Annotated in this window: 15 protein-coding genes; 11 read left to right on the top strand and 4 right to left on the bottom strand. The window is 43.7% G+C overall.

The genetic code is table 11. The features are described from left to right. Positions 1–16 precede the first annotated feature (16 nt). The 4 genes from IX53_RS01485 to IX53_RS01470 form a co-directional block, all read right to left on the bottom strand. On the bottom strand, positions 17–1,099 hold the full coding sequence (locus tag IX53_RS01485) for a M24 family metallopeptidase (RefSeq protein ID WP_047753845.1): 1,083 nt from the start codon (positions 1,097–1,099) through the stop codon (positions 17–19). A 38-nt stretch (positions 1,100–1,137) separates the two neighbouring features. After that, a complete protein-coding gene (gene mutS, locus IX53_RS01480) occupies positions 1,138–3,615 on the bottom strand; it encodes a DNA mismatch repair protein MutS (protein ID WP_245612736.1) in 2,478 nt (825 codons plus the stop codon). Positions 3,616–3,677: 62 nt separating this feature from the next. Next, entirely contained in the window at positions 3,678–4,280 is a 603-nt protein-coding gene (gene clpP / locus IX53_RS01475; RefSeq protein ID WP_047755349.1) for an ATP-dependent Clp endopeptidase proteolytic subunit ClpP, read from the bottom strand. 15 nt (positions 4,281–4,295) lie between these two features. Further along, a complete protein-coding gene (locus IX53_RS01470) occupies positions 4,296–4,544 on the bottom strand; it encodes a DUF370 domain-containing protein (protein WP_156173073.1) in 249 nt (82 codons plus the stop codon). Between the two features lie 63 nt (positions 4,545–4,607). Between IX53_RS01470 and obgE the strand changes: the two genes are divergently transcribed. From obgE to IX53_RS01415, 11 genes are all read left to right on the top strand, one after another. Next, positions 4,608–5,918 carry a GTPase ObgE gene (gene obgE, locus IX53_RS01465; protein ID WP_047753844.1) on the top strand — a complete coding sequence of 437 codons (1,311 nt, stop codon included), beginning with the start codon at positions 4,608–4,610 and terminating at the stop codon, positions 5,916–5,918. Next, positions 5,902–6,507 carry a nicotinate (nicotinamide) nucleotide adenylyltransferase gene (gene nadD / locus IX53_RS01460; protein ID WP_179944399.1) on the top strand — a complete coding sequence of 202 codons (606 nt, stop codon included), beginning with the start codon at positions 5,902–5,904 and terminating at the stop codon, positions 6,505–6,507. The genes obgE and nadD overlap by 17 nt, the downstream gene beginning before the upstream one ends. Next, positions 6,491–7,444, top strand: a complete 954-nt coding sequence (locus IX53_RS01455) for a tRNA dihydrouridine synthase (RefSeq protein ID WP_047753842.1) — start codon at positions 6,491–6,493, stop codon at positions 7,442–7,444. Before nadD ends, IX53_RS01455 begins: the two co-directional genes overlap by 17 nt. 117 nt (positions 7,445–7,561) lie before the next feature. After that, positions 7,562–8,596, top strand: a complete 1,035-nt coding sequence (gene tdh / locus IX53_RS01450; protein WP_047755347.1) for an L-threonine 3-dehydrogenase — start codon at positions 7,562–7,564, stop codon at positions 8,594–8,596. A 23-nt stretch (positions 8,597–8,619) separates the two neighbouring features. Continuing rightward, complete coding sequence (locus IX53_RS01445; protein WP_047753841.1) at positions 8,620–9,804, top strand: glycine C-acetyltransferase; 1,185 nt, start codon at positions 8,620–8,622, stop codon at positions 9,802–9,804. A gap of 53 nt (positions 9,805–9,857) precedes the next feature. Beyond that, complete coding sequence (locus IX53_RS01440; RefSeq protein ID WP_179944398.1) at positions 9,858–10,814, top strand: calcium/sodium antiporter; 957 nt, start codon at positions 9,858–9,860, stop codon at positions 10,812–10,814. Positions 10,815–11,262: 448 nt separating this feature from the next. Next, on the top strand, positions 11,263–11,640 hold the full coding sequence (locus tag IX53_RS01435) for a Rid family detoxifying hydrolase (protein WP_047753839.1): 378 nt from the start codon (positions 11,263–11,265) through the stop codon (positions 11,638–11,640). 19 nt (positions 11,641–11,659) lie between these two features. Beyond that, complete coding sequence (gene thrS / locus IX53_RS01430) at positions 11,660–13,597, top strand: threonine--tRNA ligase (protein ID WP_047753838.1); 1,938 nt, start codon at positions 11,660–11,662, stop codon at positions 13,595–13,597. An 88-nt stretch (positions 13,598–13,685) separates the two neighbouring features. After that, complete coding sequence (gene ade / locus IX53_RS01425) at positions 13,686–15,413, top strand: adenine deaminase (RefSeq protein WP_047753837.1); 1,728 nt, start codon at positions 13,686–13,688, stop codon at positions 15,411–15,413. Positions 15,414–15,420: 7 nt separating this feature from the next. Next, the gene (locus IX53_RS01420) at positions 15,421–17,724 is read left to right on the top strand and encodes a xanthine dehydrogenase family protein molybdopterin-binding subunit (protein ID WP_047753836.1); all 2,304 of its coding nucleotides are present in this window, start codon (positions 15,421–15,423) and stop codon (positions 17,722–17,724) included. A 3-nt stretch (positions 17,725–17,727) separates the two neighbouring features. Beyond that, the gene (locus IX53_RS01415) at positions 17,728–19,113 is read left to right on the top strand and encodes a PLP-dependent cysteine synthase family protein (protein ID WP_047753835.1); all 1,386 of its coding nucleotides are present in this window, start codon (positions 17,728–17,730) and stop codon (positions 19,111–19,113) included. Positions 19,114–19,125: the final 12 nt, after the last annotated feature.

Here is a 19,125-nt window from a genome sequence, read left to right as displayed (position 1 = left end):
GAAGACACCTCCGAGATTATAATGTTTTCAATTCTCTATCCAGAGAAGTAAGCACTATACAACCCTCTTCTGTCAGAAGGACATCATCCTCTATTCTGATACCAAATTTGCCTGGTAGATATATCCCGGGTTCTATGGTAATAACAGCTCCCGCTGGAAGGGGTTCATGATTTATCTGATTAGCTACCGGATTCTCATGAACTTCCATGCCAAGACCGTGACCAAGGCCGTGTCCAAAGTACTCTCCATAACCGGCTTCCGAAATAATTTGACCTGCAACGCTGTGAAGTTCAACACCCATAATTCCCGCTCTGGCAACTTCACGCGCTTTTTTCTGCGCTTCATAGACAATATTGTATACCTCAATCATTTCCTCAGAAGGATCACCTATGGCAAAGGTTCTGGTGATATCTGAACAATAACCATCGACGAAGGCTCCATAATCTATCAGAAGAAACTCCCCATCGCCGAGCTTTTTTTCAGACGGAGAGCCATGTACAATGGCGCTTCTTTCACCGGAAACAACTATTGTCTCAAAAGCCGGAATTCCACCGCGCTTTCTCATTTCATATTCAAGCCTTGCGGCGACCTCTAACTCTGTTACTCCAGGTCTGACCATATTGAGCGTTTCAAGCAAAGAATCCTCGGCAACTTCGACGGCTTTGCGGATTTTCTCAATTTCCTCTTGACTTTTCACCATTCTCAGCGCCTTGATAATATCGTCGGATATTACGAGCTCTACTCCAAGGTCTGAAAGTAAGTTGACAAAATAGTGATGGGTAATTCTCTCAGATTCGAAGCCCAGGCGTCTGATTTTTTCCTCAGAGATCAGCTGACGAAGTAAGCTTTTCAGGTTGTCAATTCCACCGCCATTATATGGAATCAGTTTAAAGGACGTCTGCAATGACGCCTGCGTGAAATATCTGGAGTCCGTGATAATATATTCCGAACGGTGGGTAATAAATAACACAGCAAAAGAGCCTGAGAAGCCAGAAATATACCAACTTGAAGCTCTATTGCTGTTTTCTCGATTGAAAACTAGCAGAGCATCCAATTCTTTTTCTTCCATTTTTTCGCGCAATTTGAGCAGCCTATCCATAAATTCGACCTCCAGGACTAAATTATACCATTTATTTGTTAACTGCCCTCGAATAGAGAGAGCTGGTTACGATGCATCTTACCTTTTTTGGTTTTCCGTATCTTGGTTATTTCTTCACTTGTCAGTACTTTTACAGTCTTATCGAGAGCACTACTTTTAACGATGACTCCTAGAATTTCCTTTGCCCTGTCGAGAACAACCTGCGGAATCCCAGCCAGTTTAGCTACCTCAATGCCGTGAGAGCGCTCGGCGACACCCTCTATAACCTTGTGTAAAAAGATAATGCCTTTATCGGTTTCCTCGACGGCGACCGTGATGTTTTTTATACCCTTGTACATACTCGCCAACTCAGTGAGCTCTGTAAAATGAGTAGCGAATACAGTGTGACAACCAATTGCTTCGTAAATAAATTCCGATACAGCCCAAGCAATGCTGATGCCATCGAATGTACTCGTTCCTCTACCAACCTCATCGAGAACCACGAGACTATCTTCAGTGGCTTTGGAGAGGATAGATGCAGTTTCCATCATCTCTACAAGAAAAGTGGACTTTCCACCGGCTACATCGTCTCTTGCGCCTATTCTCGTGAACACCCTGTCATATATGGGCAAAACAGCTTCTGCAGCTGGAACAAAGGAACCAATCTGTGCCATTATGGCACAGAGTGCAACCTGCCTGATAAAAGTGGATTTACCGCTCATGTTGGGACCGGTTAGAATGTAAAAGATTCTCTCTTCGTCGAAGACGACACTGTTTGGCACAAAGTCCCTTATATATCTTTCTACCATAGGGTGCCTTGAATTTTTCAATAGGAGGTATCGTTTTTCTGAAAAACGAGGTCTTGTATAGCCGTATTTTCGCGCTACTGTTGCAAAAGATTGATATACATCTGCGGCTGAGAGGATTTTAGCAACCCTTTTAAATTCATCGGCGCTGTCGTTCAATTTCTGGCAAATTTCTGAGAACAGCTCGCGTTCCATGACCTCTATCCTTTCACTTGCACTTAAAAGTTTGTCTTCAAACCCCTTGAGTTCTGGAGTGATGAAACGTTCTGAATTGACGAGGGTTTGCTTCCTGATGTAATCATCAGGTATTTTTGCGAGCTGTGTCTTAGGAACTTCTATGAAATAGCCAAAGACTTTATTGTATTTAACTTTGAGACTGTTAATACCGGTCCTGCTTTTTTCTTTTTGCTCGAATTCCTGAAGTTTTTCCTTTGAACTGTATAACAACTCTCTTAACTCGTCGAATTCTCTGTTGTACCCTGCTCTGATGACGTTCCCATCTCCCGGTGACGCAGAAGGTTCATCTTCAAGGGCAGTCTCAAGAAGATTCCTTTCATAGGAAAAATCAGGAATTTCCTCAGCGATCTGAAGAAAAACGCTGTTGGTCTCAAAGAGTTCTTTTATATATGGAAGTATCTGAAGAGTCGATCTGAGGGACTGAAGATCCCTCGGAACCGCTTTTCCTGACGATAGCCTGGCCGCGATGCGTTCAATATCAAATACCCTTCTCAAAAACTCGCGAAATTCCTCATGAAGCAAGCGATCTTGAACGAACGCTTCAACATAGTCCAGGCGTTTTTCAATCTCGGGTCTTGTTGTTAACGGCGTGAGAATCCATTTTTTTAAGAGTCGTGCCCCCATAGCAGTTGCCGTTTCTTTTAGCGTTTCAAATAGTGAACCTCTTTTTTCAGATGGCAGAAGTGAAAGGTTTTCAATGGTTGCGGCATCGAGCAACATATATTCCGGTGCTTGAAGTTTCACTGGTAAAGAGAGATGTTTAAAAGTTTTGAATTGAGTAATTTCGAGATACTTAAACAGAGCTCCCAGCACCGTTACCTCGGTTTCGGAAAGTTCCAGCACATCCAGCGAAGCAAGACCGTAGAATCTTTTCACATATTCCACACTCGAGCTATGTGCGAAATTCCAGTTTTCAAACACTTCGACGAATAGGTTACTCATTCCGGAGGTAAGATAATCTTTGTGTTCGACTAGACTCTCTTGAAGTATCAGCTGCGATGGTCTGAATTTTTCAAGCAGGTCTTTTGCATCTTCGAGCATAACGGTAGATGTTCCTACTTCACCCGTTGAAATATCTGAAATGGCAAGAGCAAGCCTACCCTTATACTCGCCAAGAATTGAGATGTAATTGTTTGTTTCTGATGGAAGCAGATCATCTTCCATCAAGGTGCCAGGAGTGAGCACTCTGGTAACTTCCCTCTTAACAAGTCCTTTGGCAGTTGCCGGGTCTTCTACCTGCTCGCAAATTGCTACCTTATATCCAGCATCAAGAAGCTTTTTTACATATTGATCAACAGCGTGATGAGGTACACCTGCCATAGGATTACCGTTTCTTGAAGTTAGTACAATTTGAAGTGCTTCGGACACCTTCCTGGCGTCTTCAAAAAAGGCTTCATAGAAATCGCCCAAGCGGAAGAGGAGTATGCAGTCCTTATAGTTTTCCTTTATTTCGAGATACTGTTTCATCATTGGTGTAAGTTCTCTTGCAGACAAACCGTATACCTCCTCTAATGTTAAAAGCCGGCGCATAGCGCCGGCGGATTTTCCCTCATTCATTAACCCCGATCTTTTAGCTTCTTCGGTTCAATTACTTTATCGATCAATCCGTATTCTACCGCCTGCTGGGCACTCATGTAGAAATCCCTGTCAGTGTCTTGTTCGATCTTTTCCATGGGTTGCCCTGTGTGTATTGAAAGAATATGGTTTACTTCATCTCTTATGTTCAATAACTCGCGTGTCCTTATCTCGATATCTCGTGCCGTTCCTTCTGCTCCGCCCCAAGGTTGATGAATCATTATCCTCGAATGAGGTAGGGCATACCTCTTTCCCTTTGTTCCACCGGCAAGGATCACAGCGCCCATGGAAGCAGCCATGCCTATGCAGATGGTTGAGACATCAGGCTTGATATATTGTATCGTATCATAAATCGCCAGGCCGGCTGTAACGGAACCACCGGGGCTATTTACATAAATGCTAATGTCCTTTTCAGGGTCATGTGACTCCAGAAAGAGGAGCTGAGCGACAACGATATTCGATATTTCATCATCGATAGGCCATCCCAGAAAAATGATTCTTTCGCTCAATAATTTAGTGAAGATGTCGTAAATCCTCTCTCCACGTCCTCTGTTTTCAACTACATAGGGAACAACTGGCATCATTTTGAAATCCACGTTCTATTCCTCCTGATTTGAAAATAACTTTTCTACGAGTTTATCAACGGGCAAAAATGAAAATAATATGTGCCCGCTGTCGACCATTATTATCGACTTTGTGCGCTTACCAAAGGTGAGGTTAACCGTTTTACCACTTTCCACACCAAGCTGTTTCAACCTTTTAACTGTGGAGCTTTGAGCTGGCAAAACAGCCATTATCCTGTCGACAACGACATAAGAATCGAAACCAATATTAACTATGTCAGCCACGGGACTTCCCCCTTTCTTTCAGCGGTGTTATTATAACATAAGAAGAAAGTGAGGGTAAGAAGGATGAGTAAACCTGATAGTCTTATTGACACGGGAAGAATCTATGTAAGAGCTGGAAAAGGCGGCGATGGTGCCATCTCCTTTCGAAGAGAAAAATTTGTGCCCTTTGGTGGCCCTGATGGTGGAGATGGCGGAAACGGCGGACACGTTTTCATTCGTGCTACTACAAGCAAAAATACGTTAAGTGAGTTCAGGAGGAAAAGGAAGTTCATAGCTCCTGACGGTGAAAATGGTTCAGGTTCCAAGATGAGCGGTAAAAATGGCGAGAGCCTCGTTATTGATGTGCCTGTTGGCACTCAAATATATAACGCGGAAACAGGTGAATTGATCGCTGATCTCAAGGAACCTGGAGCAATCGTCTGTGTTGCACGGGGTGGAAAGGGTGGAAAGGGTAATGTTCATTTCGCAACAGCGGTTAATCAGGCTCCAAAGATGGCTGAAGCAGGGGAACCTGGCGAAGAGCTGTTCGTAAAACTGGAGTTGAAATTACTGGCTGATGTTGGACTGATAGGTTATCCAAATGTAGGGAAATCGACACTCATTTCAGTGATTTCAAATGCTAAACCTAAGATAGCGAATTACCACTTCACAACACTTGTTCCGAATCTCGGGGTTGTTAAGTTTGGAGACTATAGTTTCATCGTTGCTGATGTCCCGGGACTCATCAAAGGAGCACATAAAGGCTCTGGACTGGGCCATAATTTTCTCAAACATGTTGAACGTTGCTATCTGCTGGTGCATTTGATAGATATCGCCTCCATTGATGGAAGGGACTTCGTTCAGGACTACTACGATATAAGAAATGAGTTGCAGCTCCACAATCCAGAACTTTCCAAAAAGCCCGAAATCGTTGTAGCTAATAAGTCTGACTTGCTGATACCTGAGGAACTCGAAAAGAGACTCAAATACTTTAAAACTGCCACTGGGAAAGAAATTCTGCCTATCTCAGCTGCAACCGGGTTCAATATCAAAGAGTTAAAATCAACGTTATGGAACCACATAAAAGGAAGCAAAAGCTTCTTCGAAAATTATCGCCACAGAAAAGAATTTAAGCTACCAAAAGTACCTCCCGTGAGCTCGAGAATACCGGCTATTGATGAGTTCAAAATAAAGAAAATCGAAGAAAACACGTTTGCCGTAGAGGGTCCAGCCGTCGACTATTACGGAAGAAAAATAATAATGAAAGAAAAACCTGATACATATCTGTTGGAACTACTGGAAAAAGGAGGACTTTCAGCAAAATTAAAGAAAATGGGAGCGAAAGAGGGAGATACCGTTATTCTTAATGGGAGAGAGTATGAATACATGGAATAAGAAATACGGCATATTTGGCGGATCCTTCGATCCCGTTCATAACGGACATCGTATTATCGCATCGTATGCTCTGGATGCGCTTGGACTTGATTTTCTGTATGTTATTCCAGCCCTTAATCCACCTCACAAAAACAGTGTGAATGCCCCCTTCGAAAAGCGATTCAGCTGGCTCCAAAGGAGCTTTTCCGGGGAGAAAAGGATAGTGATTTCCTCTTACGAAGGAAAAAAGAGAGGGATTTCATATACGATCGACACTGTCAAGCACTACACTGAAGTGCATGGGACTGCTCCCTATTTGATCATAGGTGAAGACAGTTTAAGAAACATTACTTCCTGGTACAAATATCAAGAGCTACTGAAAGAGGCTTTCATAGTGGTGTATCCCCGTTTTAAAAGGACAACAATTAAACAGGTACTCCGATCCCTGGAACCCTATGAAAAGAAGGGAATAGTGGTTCTGAACGCCCCTCTTATTGAGTTATCAGCGACTGAAATTCGTCAGAGGATAAGAATGCAGAAATCAATCATGGGCATGGTCCCTGAAAGTATTGTAGCGGAGGTTAAGGCATTCTATGAGAAAGAACTTTGAGATCGGCCTTGCTCCTATGGCAGGTTATACAGATTCCATTATGCGAAGGCTTTCCCTTTCATGGGGAGCCGATTTTGTTTTTACTGAAATGCTCAGTATAGATGGAATTTTACGAAGCGACAAAGCAACCAGAAAACTGATACCAAAAATCCCCTGCCGTGTTCAGCTCTTCGGAAGCGAACCGGATAAATTTGTCCAGGCATATAACCGCATCGCACATGTTACCACCTGGATAGATATAAATGCTGGCTGTCCGGTAAAAAAGGTGACCAAGAGGGGGGCAGGCGGTGCACTCTTGAATGACCTTGACCGCCTTGTAGAGATAATACGCCTTCTGAAAATGCATACGAATAAACCCGTATCAGTGAAGATAAGACTCGGTTGGAGTAACAACAGGATAATGGAAATCGTCTCTGCATTGGTTCATATCAAACCCGATGCTATCTTCATTCATGGCAGAACAGTAGAGCAGAAGTATTCTGGGAAAGCTGACTGGGATTCTATTTCCCGCGCCGCCGATTTGTGCCATGAAAGCGGCATCCCGGTATATGGTTCCGGTGACCTGTTCATGCCAGAAGCCGTGAAGAGAGTGTATGAAGAATACCCCGTAGATGGCGTCATAATTGCGCGCGGTGCTATAGGCAACCCGTGGATATTCCGTCAATCAAAAGATTTCATTGAAAGCGGGAAGTATCATGAACCAGGTGTAAAAGAACGCCTGGAGGCGTTTGTAAGACATCTACTGTTGCTTATCGAAGAAAAGGGTGAGGAAAAAGGTATAAAAGAATCGCGAAAGTTTTTTGTTGGTTATACTCGTGGTATACCTGATGCAGCGAAAATGCGAAACAGCTATATGAGGTTGAATACTCTTGAAGAAATAAGGAATTTCATGCTTTTCCAAGGAATAGATATAGAGAGTATAAGAGATGTCAGTTGACGAATCCCGGATTATTCAGGCTTTTTTGGTTTTGGGAATCGGTCGTATCGGGATTAAACTAAAGTTGGAATTTGTTGAAAATCCTGTAAGGGAGGAATAGATGTGGGTACCAACCTTATGAAAGCTATCGTGAAAGAAAAACCAGGTATAGGATTTACCATCAAAGAGGTTCCCGTACCCGAGGAACTAGCGGCCAATGAAGTCCTTGTTAAAGTTAAAAGGGCTTCGATATGCGGAACTGACCTCCATATCTATGAATGGAACAATTGGGCCCAGCAAAAAATACGCCCCCCACAGGTAGCAGGCCATGAATTTACCGGTGAAGTTATAAAAGTAGGACCAGGGGTTACAAGGGTCTCCGTTGGAGACATAGTAGTAGCCGAAACACATATTCCCTGTCAAAAATGTTTGCAATGCCGTACTGGAAGAATGCACATTTGCAAGGATATGGAGATATTGGGAGTGGACCGAGATGGTGTCTTCGCCTCCTATGTCCGTGTGCCTGAAGTGGTTCTCTGGAAAGTTCCAGAAGGTATTTCACCAGAGTTTGCATCCATAATGGAACCTTTTGGAAATGCTGTTCACACAGCCCTCGTTACTGACCTCACAGGTAAGAATGTATTGATAACTGGTGCTGGTCCCATAGGCGTAATGGCAGCAGCAATAGCTAAGAGCGCCGGAGCGGCAAAAGTTATCGTCACAGAACTCAAGGCTTTTAGAAAACAACTGGCAAAGAAAATGGGAGCAGATATAGTACTTGACCCCAGGGAAGTAAATGTGGAAAAAGAAGTTAAAAGGTTAACCGATGGTAATGGCGTAGATTTCTTCATGGAAATGTCAGGAAATCTCAATGCCTTCAAAGATGGTCTAAAATGCACAACAAACGGTGGAGAAGTCTCACTTCTTGGTGTATTTCCTGGTGAGATAGACATAGATATTAATTCCCTCGTCATTTTTAAGGGTCTCACACTCTATGGTATAACGGGGAGAAGAATGTTCGAAACGTGGCAAATAGCTACGGAATTATTAAAGAACAAGCGTGTGGACCTTACACCGGTGGTGACGCACGTATTAAAAATGGAAGATTGGGAAAAAGGCATTGAATCCATGCTGAAAGGCGAAGCTGGGAAAGTGGTACTTGAGATAGAATAATATACTAGAGTGGGGGTGATTACATGTTTGATTACAGTGTCTTTGCAAAGGAGCTTAAAGAGCTTGAAGAAAACGGACTTCTTGTTAGGATCAAGACTCTGGAAAGCCCGCAGGGGGCGTGGCTCACAATTAATGGTAAGAAAGTACTCAACATGTGTTCGAACAACTACCTTGGCTTTGCTTTTCGAGACGAATTGAAAAGCGCTGCCATCGATGCCATTAAAAAGTGGGGAGTCGGTCCTGGAGCTGTGAGAACAATAGCCGGTACTCTATCAGTACACGATGATCTTGAACGGGAGCTCGCGGAATTTAAAAAAGTTGAAGCCACTCTCGTCCTTCAGTCAGGTTTCAATGCCAATCAAGCAGTTATTCCTGCCATCACAACCGCTGAAGATGCGATACTCTCAGACGAGTTGAATCACGCCAGCATAATTGATGGTGTCAGACTTTCCAAAGCGAAGAGATATGTGTGGAAACACCGTGATGCAGAAGACCTGGAAGAAAAACTCAAACAAGCCAGGGAAGAAGGCGCGAGGAGACTCCTGGTCATCACTGATGGCGTCTTCTCTATGGATGGTGACCTTGCACCACTACCCGAAATCGTAGATAAGTGCGAGAAGTACGGCGCAATGCTCATGGTCGACGATGCCCATGGTGAAGGTGTTCTGGGCAGTCACGGGCGTGGTATAGTTGATCACTTTGACCTCCACGGTAGGGTGGATATCGAAGTGGGAACTCTTTCAAAAGCTTTTGGAGTAGTTGGCGGCTTTGTTGCTGGCAAAAAAGAGCTTATCGATTACCTGAAACAGAAGGCACGCCCATTCCTCTTTAGTAGCTCTCTCTCTCCTGCGGAAACCGGAGCAGCCCTTGCGGCTGTAAGAATCCTTCAGAACGATGATACACCTGTCAAAAAGCTCTGGGAAAACGCTCGATATTTCAAAGAGAAAATGCAGGCTATGGGTTTCGATACTGGGCATAGTGAAACACCTATTACACCCGTTATGCTCTATGATGCCAAGCTATCTTCCCAGTTCAGTGTAAGACTCTTTGAAGAAGGCATCTTCGCTCAATCGATTGGATATCCAACGGTACCGAAAGGAAAAGCCAGAATAAGAGTCATGATAAGTGCAGCACATACAAAGGAAGATCTTGATTTCGCTCTGGATAAATTTGAAAAGGTAGGAAGAGAACTGGGAGTGCTTAAATAATCACGTTTGCAACAAAAAATTGCGGCCTTTGTGCCGCAATTTTTAAGTAGGTGATGATTTTGATTATTAATATACTACTGTTGATTGCGGGTTTTGCTTTGCTTGTAAAAGGTGCGGACTATCTCATAGATGGTTCCGTTGCTATCGCAAGACGGATCGGAGTATCAGAACTATTCATAGGACTCACCATAGTCGCTTTCGGTACCAGTGCCCCCGAGCTCGCCGTGAGTATAAAAGCGGCTATAAGCGGTTCTGGAATAGCGATAGGAAATGTTCTTGGTTCCAACGTCGCGAACGTCGCACTGATACTCGGCGCCGTGGCTATTTTCCAGCCTTTGAAAATTTCCCGCTCGACGATAAGAAAAGAAATTCCCTTTGTTGTTGTGGCATCGATAGCAACTGGTATGCTCCTTCTGAGTGGATCCATGGCACTGAATAGATATGACGGTATAGTACTACTGTGTTTTTTTGTTATATTTGTTGACTACCTCTTTGCGATGGCCAGGGATGACCGTATTCTTGAACTCGAAGAAGAAAAAGCTATCCCTCATTTGGAGCACAAAATTGGATTGGCAATTTTGGCTACTGTCGGAGGTCTTGTGGGGGTCGTTTTCGGTTCTGATCTGGTGGTTAAGTCAGGCATTGAACTTGCCCGGGCCTTTGGAGTGAGCGATACGCTCATTGGAGTTACACTGGTAGCTTTCGGCACTTCTTTACCCGAACTTGTAACATCCATCACAGCTGGAATAAAGAAGAAAGCAGATCTCGCTATTGGAAATATCGTCGGATCCAATATATTCAATTTGCTGCTGGTACTTGGTGTTTCTTCAGTTATTTCTCCAATTCGTGCTGACAGAGACATTACACAGGATATTGTTTTCACATTGGCTTCAATAGTGTTTCTCCTGCTTCTTTCAGGATTCAGGAGAAGAAAGCTTGGGAGAACAGGCGGGGTATTACTTCTGTCACTCTATGTTGCCTACATCTATATGAGTCTCAGGGCAGGATAAATACGAAGCAGAGGATACAGTGACTGGAATCTCTTTTGAAACGTGTGGAATAAAAGTTCCAGAGGATCAGTCATTTCCCCTTCGCACTCATCAGAGCATGGAATATAACTGTTCAATGGGTAACACAACGGTTTCAGGCATGAGAAAAGAGATTATTAACCAGATTGCCGTAAGCAAAACACCAGCCAGTGATCCTCGAGATGTGTGCTAAAGGAATATTTCCATTCTATAATTCTCCCCTGAATAAAGTGCTGTGTGCTCCCGATGGTAATTCAGTACAATTGATGGTTATAAAATACTAAAATACCATGGTTACTTGTTCATACTGATCAAAGCGTGTGTTAGATAACATGCTGATAGAATATTTACTGGTTTCGGCACAATGAATCCACGATGCTACACAACACCGCTGAAGTGGTATAATAATCGCAAAACGGGAGGTGATAGTGTGTTGAGGGCAGTAAATACCGAGAAGGCACCCGGAGCTATTGGTCCATACTCCCAGGGCATGATAGCAGGCGAATTCCTATTTGTCTCCGGACAACTTCCCCTCAACCCGGATACCGGGGAATTGATGGTTGATCCCGAAAAAGCTTTCAAGAGGGCTATCGAAAACTTTCTTGAGATTGTCAAAGCCGCTGGTGGTACCCCTGAAAGCGTTATAAAAGTGAATGTTTATATCAAAGACCTGGAATATTTTTCAACCTTCAATGAAATTTACGCGCATTATTTCAAAAACCATAAACCAGCAAGGGCAGTGATAGAGGTAGCTAGATTACCCAAGGATGCCATTGTTGAAATTGAGGGGATTGCATACATTAAGTGAAACTTCGGGAGGTAATACAATGCGATGGATAATAGAATTACCGGACGGAACGTTAAAGGAATACGATAGGCCTGTTTCTCCAGCTGATGTTGCCGCTGACATTTCCTCTGGGCTATTAAAAAGAGCTATTGGAGCTGAAGTAAACGATCAGCTGTGGGATCTAAAGAGACAGATGCCTGAAAAAGCCAAACTGAGGTTAATCCTTGAAAAAGACCATGAAGCCGCGGAGTTTTACAGACACACTTTTTCTCACATCCTTGCCCAGGCGGTTATGAGGCTCTACGGAGCGGACAAGGTTAAACTAGGGATAGGTCCTGTTATAGAAGATGGCTTCTATTACGATTTCGATCTGGGCGACACAAAACTCTCAGAGGAAGATCTCCCGAGAATTGAAGAAGAAATGAATAAGATCATCAAAGAAGATCTCCCGATCGAAAGATTCGAGTTACCGAAAAAGGAAGCCATTGAACTTATGGAAGAAAAGGGACAGATTTACAAAATTGAATTGATAGAAGAACTTGCGGACGAAACGGTATCTTTTTACAGACAGGGTGAATTTGTGGACCTCTGTCGCGGACCTCACATGCCTTCGACTGGCCGTGTGAAGTATTTCAAACTCCTTTCCGTATCAGGTGCATACTGGCGTGGAGATGAAAAAAACAAGATGCTGCAACGCGTCTATGGCACTGCTTTTTCAAAGAAGTCAGAGCTTGAAACGTATATTACCAGACTCGAAGAGGCAAAAAAACGTGACCATAGAAAACTTGGTTCTCAACTTGGATTATTCAGCTTCTCTTACGACTATGCACCTGGAATGCCGTTGTTCCATCCAAAGGGAGCGACTATACTAAATGAGTTAATGAAATTCTCCCGAGAAATGCACATTCAGGATGGGTATCAGGAAGTGATTACCCCTCTGGTCATGAATATAGACTTATGGAAACAATCAGGGCACTGGGACCATTATAGGGATGCCATGTACTTCACAGAGAAGGAAGGTCAGGAATATGCCGTTAAACCGATGAACTGCCCGGGCCATATACTCATTTATAAGTCAGGTGCGGTTAGTTACAGAGATCTACCGTTGAAACTTTTTGAATTTGGGAGAGTTCATCGGTACGAAAGAAGCGGCGTACTGCACGGAATTTTTAGAGTCCGAGGATTTATTCAGGATGATGCGCATATCTTCTGTACAAAGGACCAGATCACAGAAGAAATCAAAGGCGTTATTCGTTTTGTGGATAAAATATATAGCCCTTTTGGATTCCAATACAGGGCAGAGTTAAGCACAAGACCTGAGGACTTCATGGGTGATATTGAAATATGGGATATCGCTACAGAAGCCCTTAAAGAAGCTCTCGAATCCGCAGGCCTTAATTACAAAGTTAACGAAGGCGACGGCGCGTTTTATGGACCAAAGATTGATTTTCATGTTAGGGATTCCATCGGACGCGAATGGCAATGTGCAACCATTCAGCTGGACTTCCTGATGCCTGAGCGTTTTAACCTGACATATATCGGTCCTGACAATCAGGAATACAGACCGGTGATGATTCACAGAGCCATTTACGGTTCGCTTGAACGATTCTTTGGCATTTTGATCGAGCACTACGCTGGAGCATTTCCCACATGGCTCGCACCTGTTCAGGTCACAGTCATACCTATTGCAGACAGACACGTTGACTATGCAAAAAAGGTCGCTTTGAAACTGAGGGATGCAGGTATAAGAGTTGAAGTTGATGATAGACAGAAATCAACGAACTACAAAATCCGTGATGCTCAGTTGCAAAAGTCCCCTTATATGCTCATCGTCGGTGATAAGGAAGTGGAAGAAGAAGTCGTTTCCGTCAGATTAAGAACAGGCGAAAACTTCTATGGCATAAAGCTTGACGTCTTTGTGACTCGTTTGAAGGAAGAAATAAATAAGAGACTGAAAAACTCAGTATTTAAGGCTTAAAGGGTCCCTGCCGCAGGCAGGGACTTATTTTTATACTTAGTTTTTTTTCACTAGGATTGTATAATTTGAAAAAATAAGGGGGGAATTTATGAATATTATTGATATCCTTCCAGTGGCAAGAGGTCTTAAACCTGCAGATGTCCTGTTAAAAAACTGTAGGATTGTCAATGTTTTCAGTGGTGAGATAGAAAAAGCTAACATAGCACTTTTCAGAAAAAGAATAGCGGGAATCGGTGACTATCAAAAAGGAAAAGAAACAGTGGATCTAAAAGGAGCATATGTGGTTCCTGGTCTGATAGATGCTCACCTCCATATTGAATCTTCCATGGTCTCTCCGGTGGAATTTGCACGAACCGTACTACCTCATGGGACCACGACAGCGATAGCAGATCCACATGAAATAGCCAATGTTCTTGGACTTGCCGGTGTTGAATACATGTTGCGTTCGACGGAAGGAATACCATTGAACCTTTATGTAATGCTACCTTCTTCTGTTCCAGCCACAGATAAAGAGACCAGTGGAGCTAATGTTTCTGTGATGGATATGATAGGTTTTGTTGAAAAACATCCGCGGGTTTTAGGGCTCGGTGAAGTGATGAATTATCCCGCGGTGATAAATGGTGAAAAAGACACGATCGCTAAGATCGAGCTGATCAGGCACAGATACAAGAAAATCGATGGCCACATTCCCGGCATAACCGGAAAAGATCTAAACGCGTATGTCTGTGCATTTATCCGTTCAGATCATGAGTGCACGACCATTGAAGAGGCGAAAGAGAAACTGGCGCTTGGCATGCAAATTTTGATACGTGAGGGCAGTGTCGCCAAGAACCTTGATGCCCTGCTACCGCTCATCAATGAGCATACCTATCCTTTCATATCCTTTTGCACCGATGATAAACATCCAAATGACATCATAGCAGAAGGACACATAGATTATATGATAAAGCGAGCAATAGAGTACGGCATAGAACCGGTAACAGCGATCAGAATGGCCACTATAAACACGGCAAGACATTATAACCTGCGGTCAATGGGAGCTATCGCTCCCGGGTACAAAGCTGACCTTCTCGTAGTGGAAGACCTGAATAAATTCAGACCGAGTATGGTATTCAAAGACTCGAAACTCGTGGCAGTAGACGGAAAAATGCTCAACACGATAGAGAAGAAAGTGTTTCCTCTGGAGACTTTGAACACTTTCGTAACACCAAAACTGAGACTCGAGGATTTCAAAGTGCCGATTTCAGATGGCAAATTGCGTGTGATAGAGCTCTTCGGTGAAGAAGTGCTTACAGGTGAGAAACTCGTAGATCCAAAGGTCCAAAATGGTGAAGTAGTTTCCGATATCGAACGTGATGTGCTAAAACTGGCCTCCGTTTCGAGATACTCAAAAGAGAGATCAATAGCGGTGGCTTTTACCTCGGGCTCTGGTTTGAAGCGAGGAGCGGTCGCTACTTCAGTTGGTCACGATGCGCACAACATGTCTGTACTGGGAACAAACGATGGTGATATGGTATTGGCAGCAAATAGGGTTATTGAACTTGGTGGTGGCCTGGTGATAGCGGATGGCGGCAAAATCCTCGCCGAACTTCCCCTTCCGATAGCCGGACTTATGTCTGATCTCTCGAGCGAAGAGGTCGCTTCGAGACTTGGAAAATTGAAAGAAGTATTAAGAGATTTAGGAAGTGTTCTTCCGGATCTCTTTATGACATTATCTTTTGTTCAGCTTGCTGTGATTCCAAAACTGAAGTTGACCAATAAAGGGCTTGTGGACGTGACTAAGAACGAATTCGTATCCCTTTTTGAAAGAGGGTGAAAAACGGATGAGAACGACGGTAAGTCTTAATGGTGTGATCGGGGCAAAAGTTAAAAGAGTTGATGCTGAGCCTAAAGTAACTGGAAAAGCTAAATTTGCAGCTGACCTTTATTTTGATAAAATGGTTCACTGTTATCTTGTACTCGCCAGAAAGCCTCATGGAATACTCAAGGGTATAGACGTAAACGAGGCTCTCAAGATACCCGGGGTGGTTGGAATCTATACCCATGAAGACATACCAGGCAAGAACCAACTTGGAGAAGTCATCAAGGATATGCCTTGTCTCGTTCCGGTTGGAGAAAAGGTGAGGTATTACGGGGATGTCGTCGCGGTTGTTGCCGCTGAAACTCTCGAGGTTGCTAAAGAAGCTGCTGAAAGGGTTAAGCTCGATATAGAAGAGTTACCAGCCGTGCTGGATATTAATGAAGCCCTGAAAGACGAAATTAAAGTTCACGAACCAACCAACGTTCCTATTCATAAAAAGATAAGAAAAGGTGAACTTAAAAAAGGTTTTGCCGAATCAGAACACATATTTGAAGGAGAGTTTTACGCACATTATCAGGAACAGGCTTATCTCGAACCTCAGGGAGTTATAGTTACTCCCGATATAGACTATGGCTATACAGTATATGGTACAATGCAATGTCCTTATTATGTACAAAAAAGCGTGGCACACGTGCTCAAATTGCCGTTGAACAGGATCAGGGTAATACAAACGGAAACAGGCGGCGGTTTTGGTGGCAAAGAAGATGTCCCTTCCTTCGTAGCTTCCTATGCGGCTGTAGTCGCCTACAACACGGGTAGACCTGCAAAGCTGATATACGACCGTGAAACCGACATTCAAACGACCTCAAAGCGGCATCCTATCAAATCGTATTATAGAATAGGTGTCGATAAATACGGAAAACTGAAGGCCATGGAAATCAGAGCCTATATGGATATGGGAGCCTATGCGACACTATCACCCATAGTCATGTTCAGGACTCTTGTACACGCTGCTGGTAGTTATGAAATACCTAATGTTAAAGTGGATGTCTATGGCGTTTATACCAATAAAATTCCACCGGGAGCATTCAGAGGATTTGGGAGTCCGCAGGTTCTTTTCGCTGTGGAATCCATGATGGACGAGATTTCCATGAAACTGGACATCGATCCGATAGATTTCCGTCTCCTGAACACGTTGAGAAAGGGTAGCAGGACAGCGACGAACCATCTATTGACTGAAAGTGTCGGAGCGGTAGCTACGCTTGAAAACGCTCGCGAGATCTCAAACTGGAAGCAACTAAACAGAGAAGTAGATGAATTCAACAGAATTCATACGGATAGAAAGCGCGGAATAGGCGTTTCGCATATATTTTATGGAGTTAGCCTTGGTGCTGCTGGACAGCATCTTGACGCTTCGGGTGCCCATGTTCAGATAAATGCCGATGGAACTGTTGATGTGAGGATCGGTGGAACAGAAATGGGGCAAGGTGCTAAAACAGTGATAGCCATGATAGCAGCAGAGGAACTCGGTCAGCTCGTGGAAAAGATCAACGTGCACCAACCTGACACGGCTTTCGTGCCAGATAGTGGGCCGACAGTCGCGTCACGAACCACTGTGTACAGCGGGAATGCAACGCGTCTTGCGGCTATCACGTTGAGAGAAAGACTCCTTAAATTATTCTGTGAACTAACCGGTGCTTCTTCTGAAGACGTGTTCTGGGGCGATGGCAAGTATGTCGATAGAACCTCAGGAACGGAGATGAGTTTTGAAGAATTGATCGAACAAGCTTTTATGAGAAATGTAAAGCTCAATGAAACAGGCTGGTATGAGACCCCAAAACTTGAATGGGATGCTGAAAGAGGGATTGGAGAAGCCTATGTTACTTATTCCTTTGCGACACAAATTGTTGTCGTTGAAGTTGATCTGTATACGGGACAGGTGGAGGTGGTAAAGGCTTTTACCAGTCACGATGTAGGAAAAGCGCTGAATCCAGAAGGTGTCATAGGTCAGATACAGGGTGGGTTTATCCAAGGAATGGGTTATGCCCTTTATGAAGATCTGAAAATGAAGACAGGGCAGATAATCACGGACAATTTCAACACCTACATTATCCCCACCATACACGAAATACCGGAAGAACTGGTAGTCGATATCGTTGAAGATCCTTTCCCTCAAGGACCTTATGGTGCCAAGGGGATCGGTGAACCTTCATTGATGCCCACTCCCGCCGCAGTAGCCAACGCCATATCCAGGGCAATTGGTAAAAGAGTATTGAGGATACCAGCTACTCCAGAATATATATTGAAGCTCATCAAGGAGGATTGAAAAATGGAGAAATTCGTGCTTGGACCGACGTTTGAAGAAATGCTACATCCAGACAAAATTGATCCAAAGATCAGAGAGAAAGCGTGGAAAATGCGCAATGAAGACCCCCTCGATCCTATCAATCTTTTCAATATCTCATGGCGAGACATCAACAACAGGGTATACCATGTCGTTTTGCCGAAGGAACTCACTGGTGTGGACGCTAACATTATAGTCCTTTATGGAAAGGAATTCCCCACAGGAAGTCACAAAGTTGGGGCAACCTACTCAATCCTTATGGAGAAGGTTCTTAAAGGTGAGGTTGACCCTTCCTACCACACTCTCGTATGGCCATCGACTGGAAATTATGGAATTGGAGGTGCCTGGGTAGGGTGCCGGATGAAGTTTGATACTATCGTTATACTCCCAGAAGAAATGTCTCAGGAAAGATTCGATATCATAAAGAATTATGGTGCTCGCGTTATCGCTACACCGGGTTGCGAATCCAATGTTAAAGAAATATATGACAAAGCGAAAGAGTTAAAGGCAGAAAATCCCGACAAAGTGAGAATCTTGAATCAGTTCTCTGAATTTGGTAACTACAGGTTCCATTATTATGTGACAGGAAACACAATAATCGAACTCATAAAAGAACTAGGCATAGGCAATGGAAGAGTTTCTGCTATCATCTCCGGTGTAGGGTCAGCCGGGACTATTGCTTGCGGTGATAGGGTCAAAGAAGTCTATCCCGAGGTTAAGGTTGTTGCTCTGGAGCCCATTCAATGTCCTACCCTTTCTCTAAATGGCTATGGTGGACATGATATTCAGGGTATAGGTGATAAGCACGTAACCTGGATACACAATGTACTGAATAACGATGCTGTTGTAGCTGTTGACGATGTTGAGTCAAAGAAAATGCTTCAAGTATTGACCGATGAAGAGGGAAAGAAATTTCTCAAAGAATTCATCCCAGAAAAGACCGTCGAGTTTCTTTCCACCGTGTTCGGCATTTCTGGTGTTGCTAATGTGCTTGGTGCTATCAAGATGGCAAAATACTACGGATTAACTGCAAAGGATAATATAGTTACCATTGCGACAGATAATATTGACCGTTACCACTCCGTTATGAAGCAAATGACGAAAACCTATGGAAAACTTGACCGCTCAGAAGCAAAGCACCGCTTTGAATCGATATTCCTTGGCGCAAAGACAGATTGGATATTCGAAGGCACTGTGGATAACAGACAGCGCTGGCACAACTTGAAATACTATACCTGGGTCGAACAGCAGGGTAAAGACGTTGAGGAATTGAATGCTCAAAAGACCCCAGAATTCTGGAAAAAGGAACAGCAGGAAGTTTACGAAATAGACAAACTACTACTGAATCATCGTGCAAAACACGGGTTGTAAAAACAATAAAGG

The sequence above is a fragment of the Kosmotoga pacifica genome, from assembly GCF_001027025.1.
In the GTDB taxonomy this organism is placed as follows: Bacteria; Thermotogota; Thermotogae; order Petrotogales; family Kosmotogaceae; genus Kosmotoga_B; species Kosmotoga_B pacifica.
Note: the sequence above shows the minus strand (reverse complement) of the source record. Positions and strands in the feature narration are given on the sequence as shown.

Excerpts from the sequence above, each read along its gene's own strand:
- ade (WP_047753837.1), top strand. The coding sequence starts at position 13,686 with ATGAATATTATTGATATCCTTCCAGTGGCAAGAGGTCTTAAACCTGCA.
- IX53_RS01455 (WP_047753842.1), top strand. The coding sequence starts at position 6,491 with ATGAGAAAGAACTTTGAGATCGGCCTTGCTCCTATGGCAGGTTATACA.
- IX53_RS01440 (WP_179944398.1), top strand. The coding sequence starts at position 9,858 with ATGATTTTGATTATTAATATACTACTGTTGATTGCGGGTTTTGCTTTG.
- IX53_RS01420 (WP_047753836.1), top strand. The coding sequence starts at position 15,421 with ATGAGAACGACGGTAAGTCTTAATGGTGTGATCGGGGCAAAAGTTAAA.
- thrS (WP_047753838.1), top strand. The coding sequence starts at position 11,660 with ATGCGATGGATAATAGAATTACCGGACGGAACGTTAAAGGAATACGAT.
- obgE (WP_047753844.1), top strand. The coding sequence starts at position 4,608 with ATGAGTAAACCTGATAGTCTTATTGACACGGGAAGAATCTATGTAAGA.
- tdh (WP_047755347.1), top strand. The coding sequence starts at position 7,562 with ATGAAAGCTATCGTGAAAGAAAAACCAGGTATAGGATTTACCATCAAA.
- IX53_RS01485 (WP_047753845.1), bottom strand. The coding sequence starts at position 1,099 with ATGGATAGGCTGCTCAAATTGCGCGAAAAAATGGAAGAAAAAGAATTG.
- IX53_RS01445 (WP_047753841.1), top strand. The coding sequence starts at position 8,620 with ATGTTTGATTACAGTGTCTTTGCAAAGGAGCTTAAAGAGCTTGAAGAA.
- clpP (WP_047755349.1), bottom strand. The coding sequence starts at position 4,280 with ATGATGCCAGTTGTTCCCTATGTAGTTGAAAACAGAGGACGTGGAGAG.
- IX53_RS01415 (WP_047753835.1), top strand. The coding sequence starts at position 17,728 with ATGGAGAAATTCGTGCTTGGACCGACGTTTGAAGAAATGCTACATCCA.
- nadD (WP_179944399.1), top strand. The coding sequence starts at position 5,902 with ATGAATACATGGAATAAGAAATACGGCATATTTGGCGGATCCTTCGAT.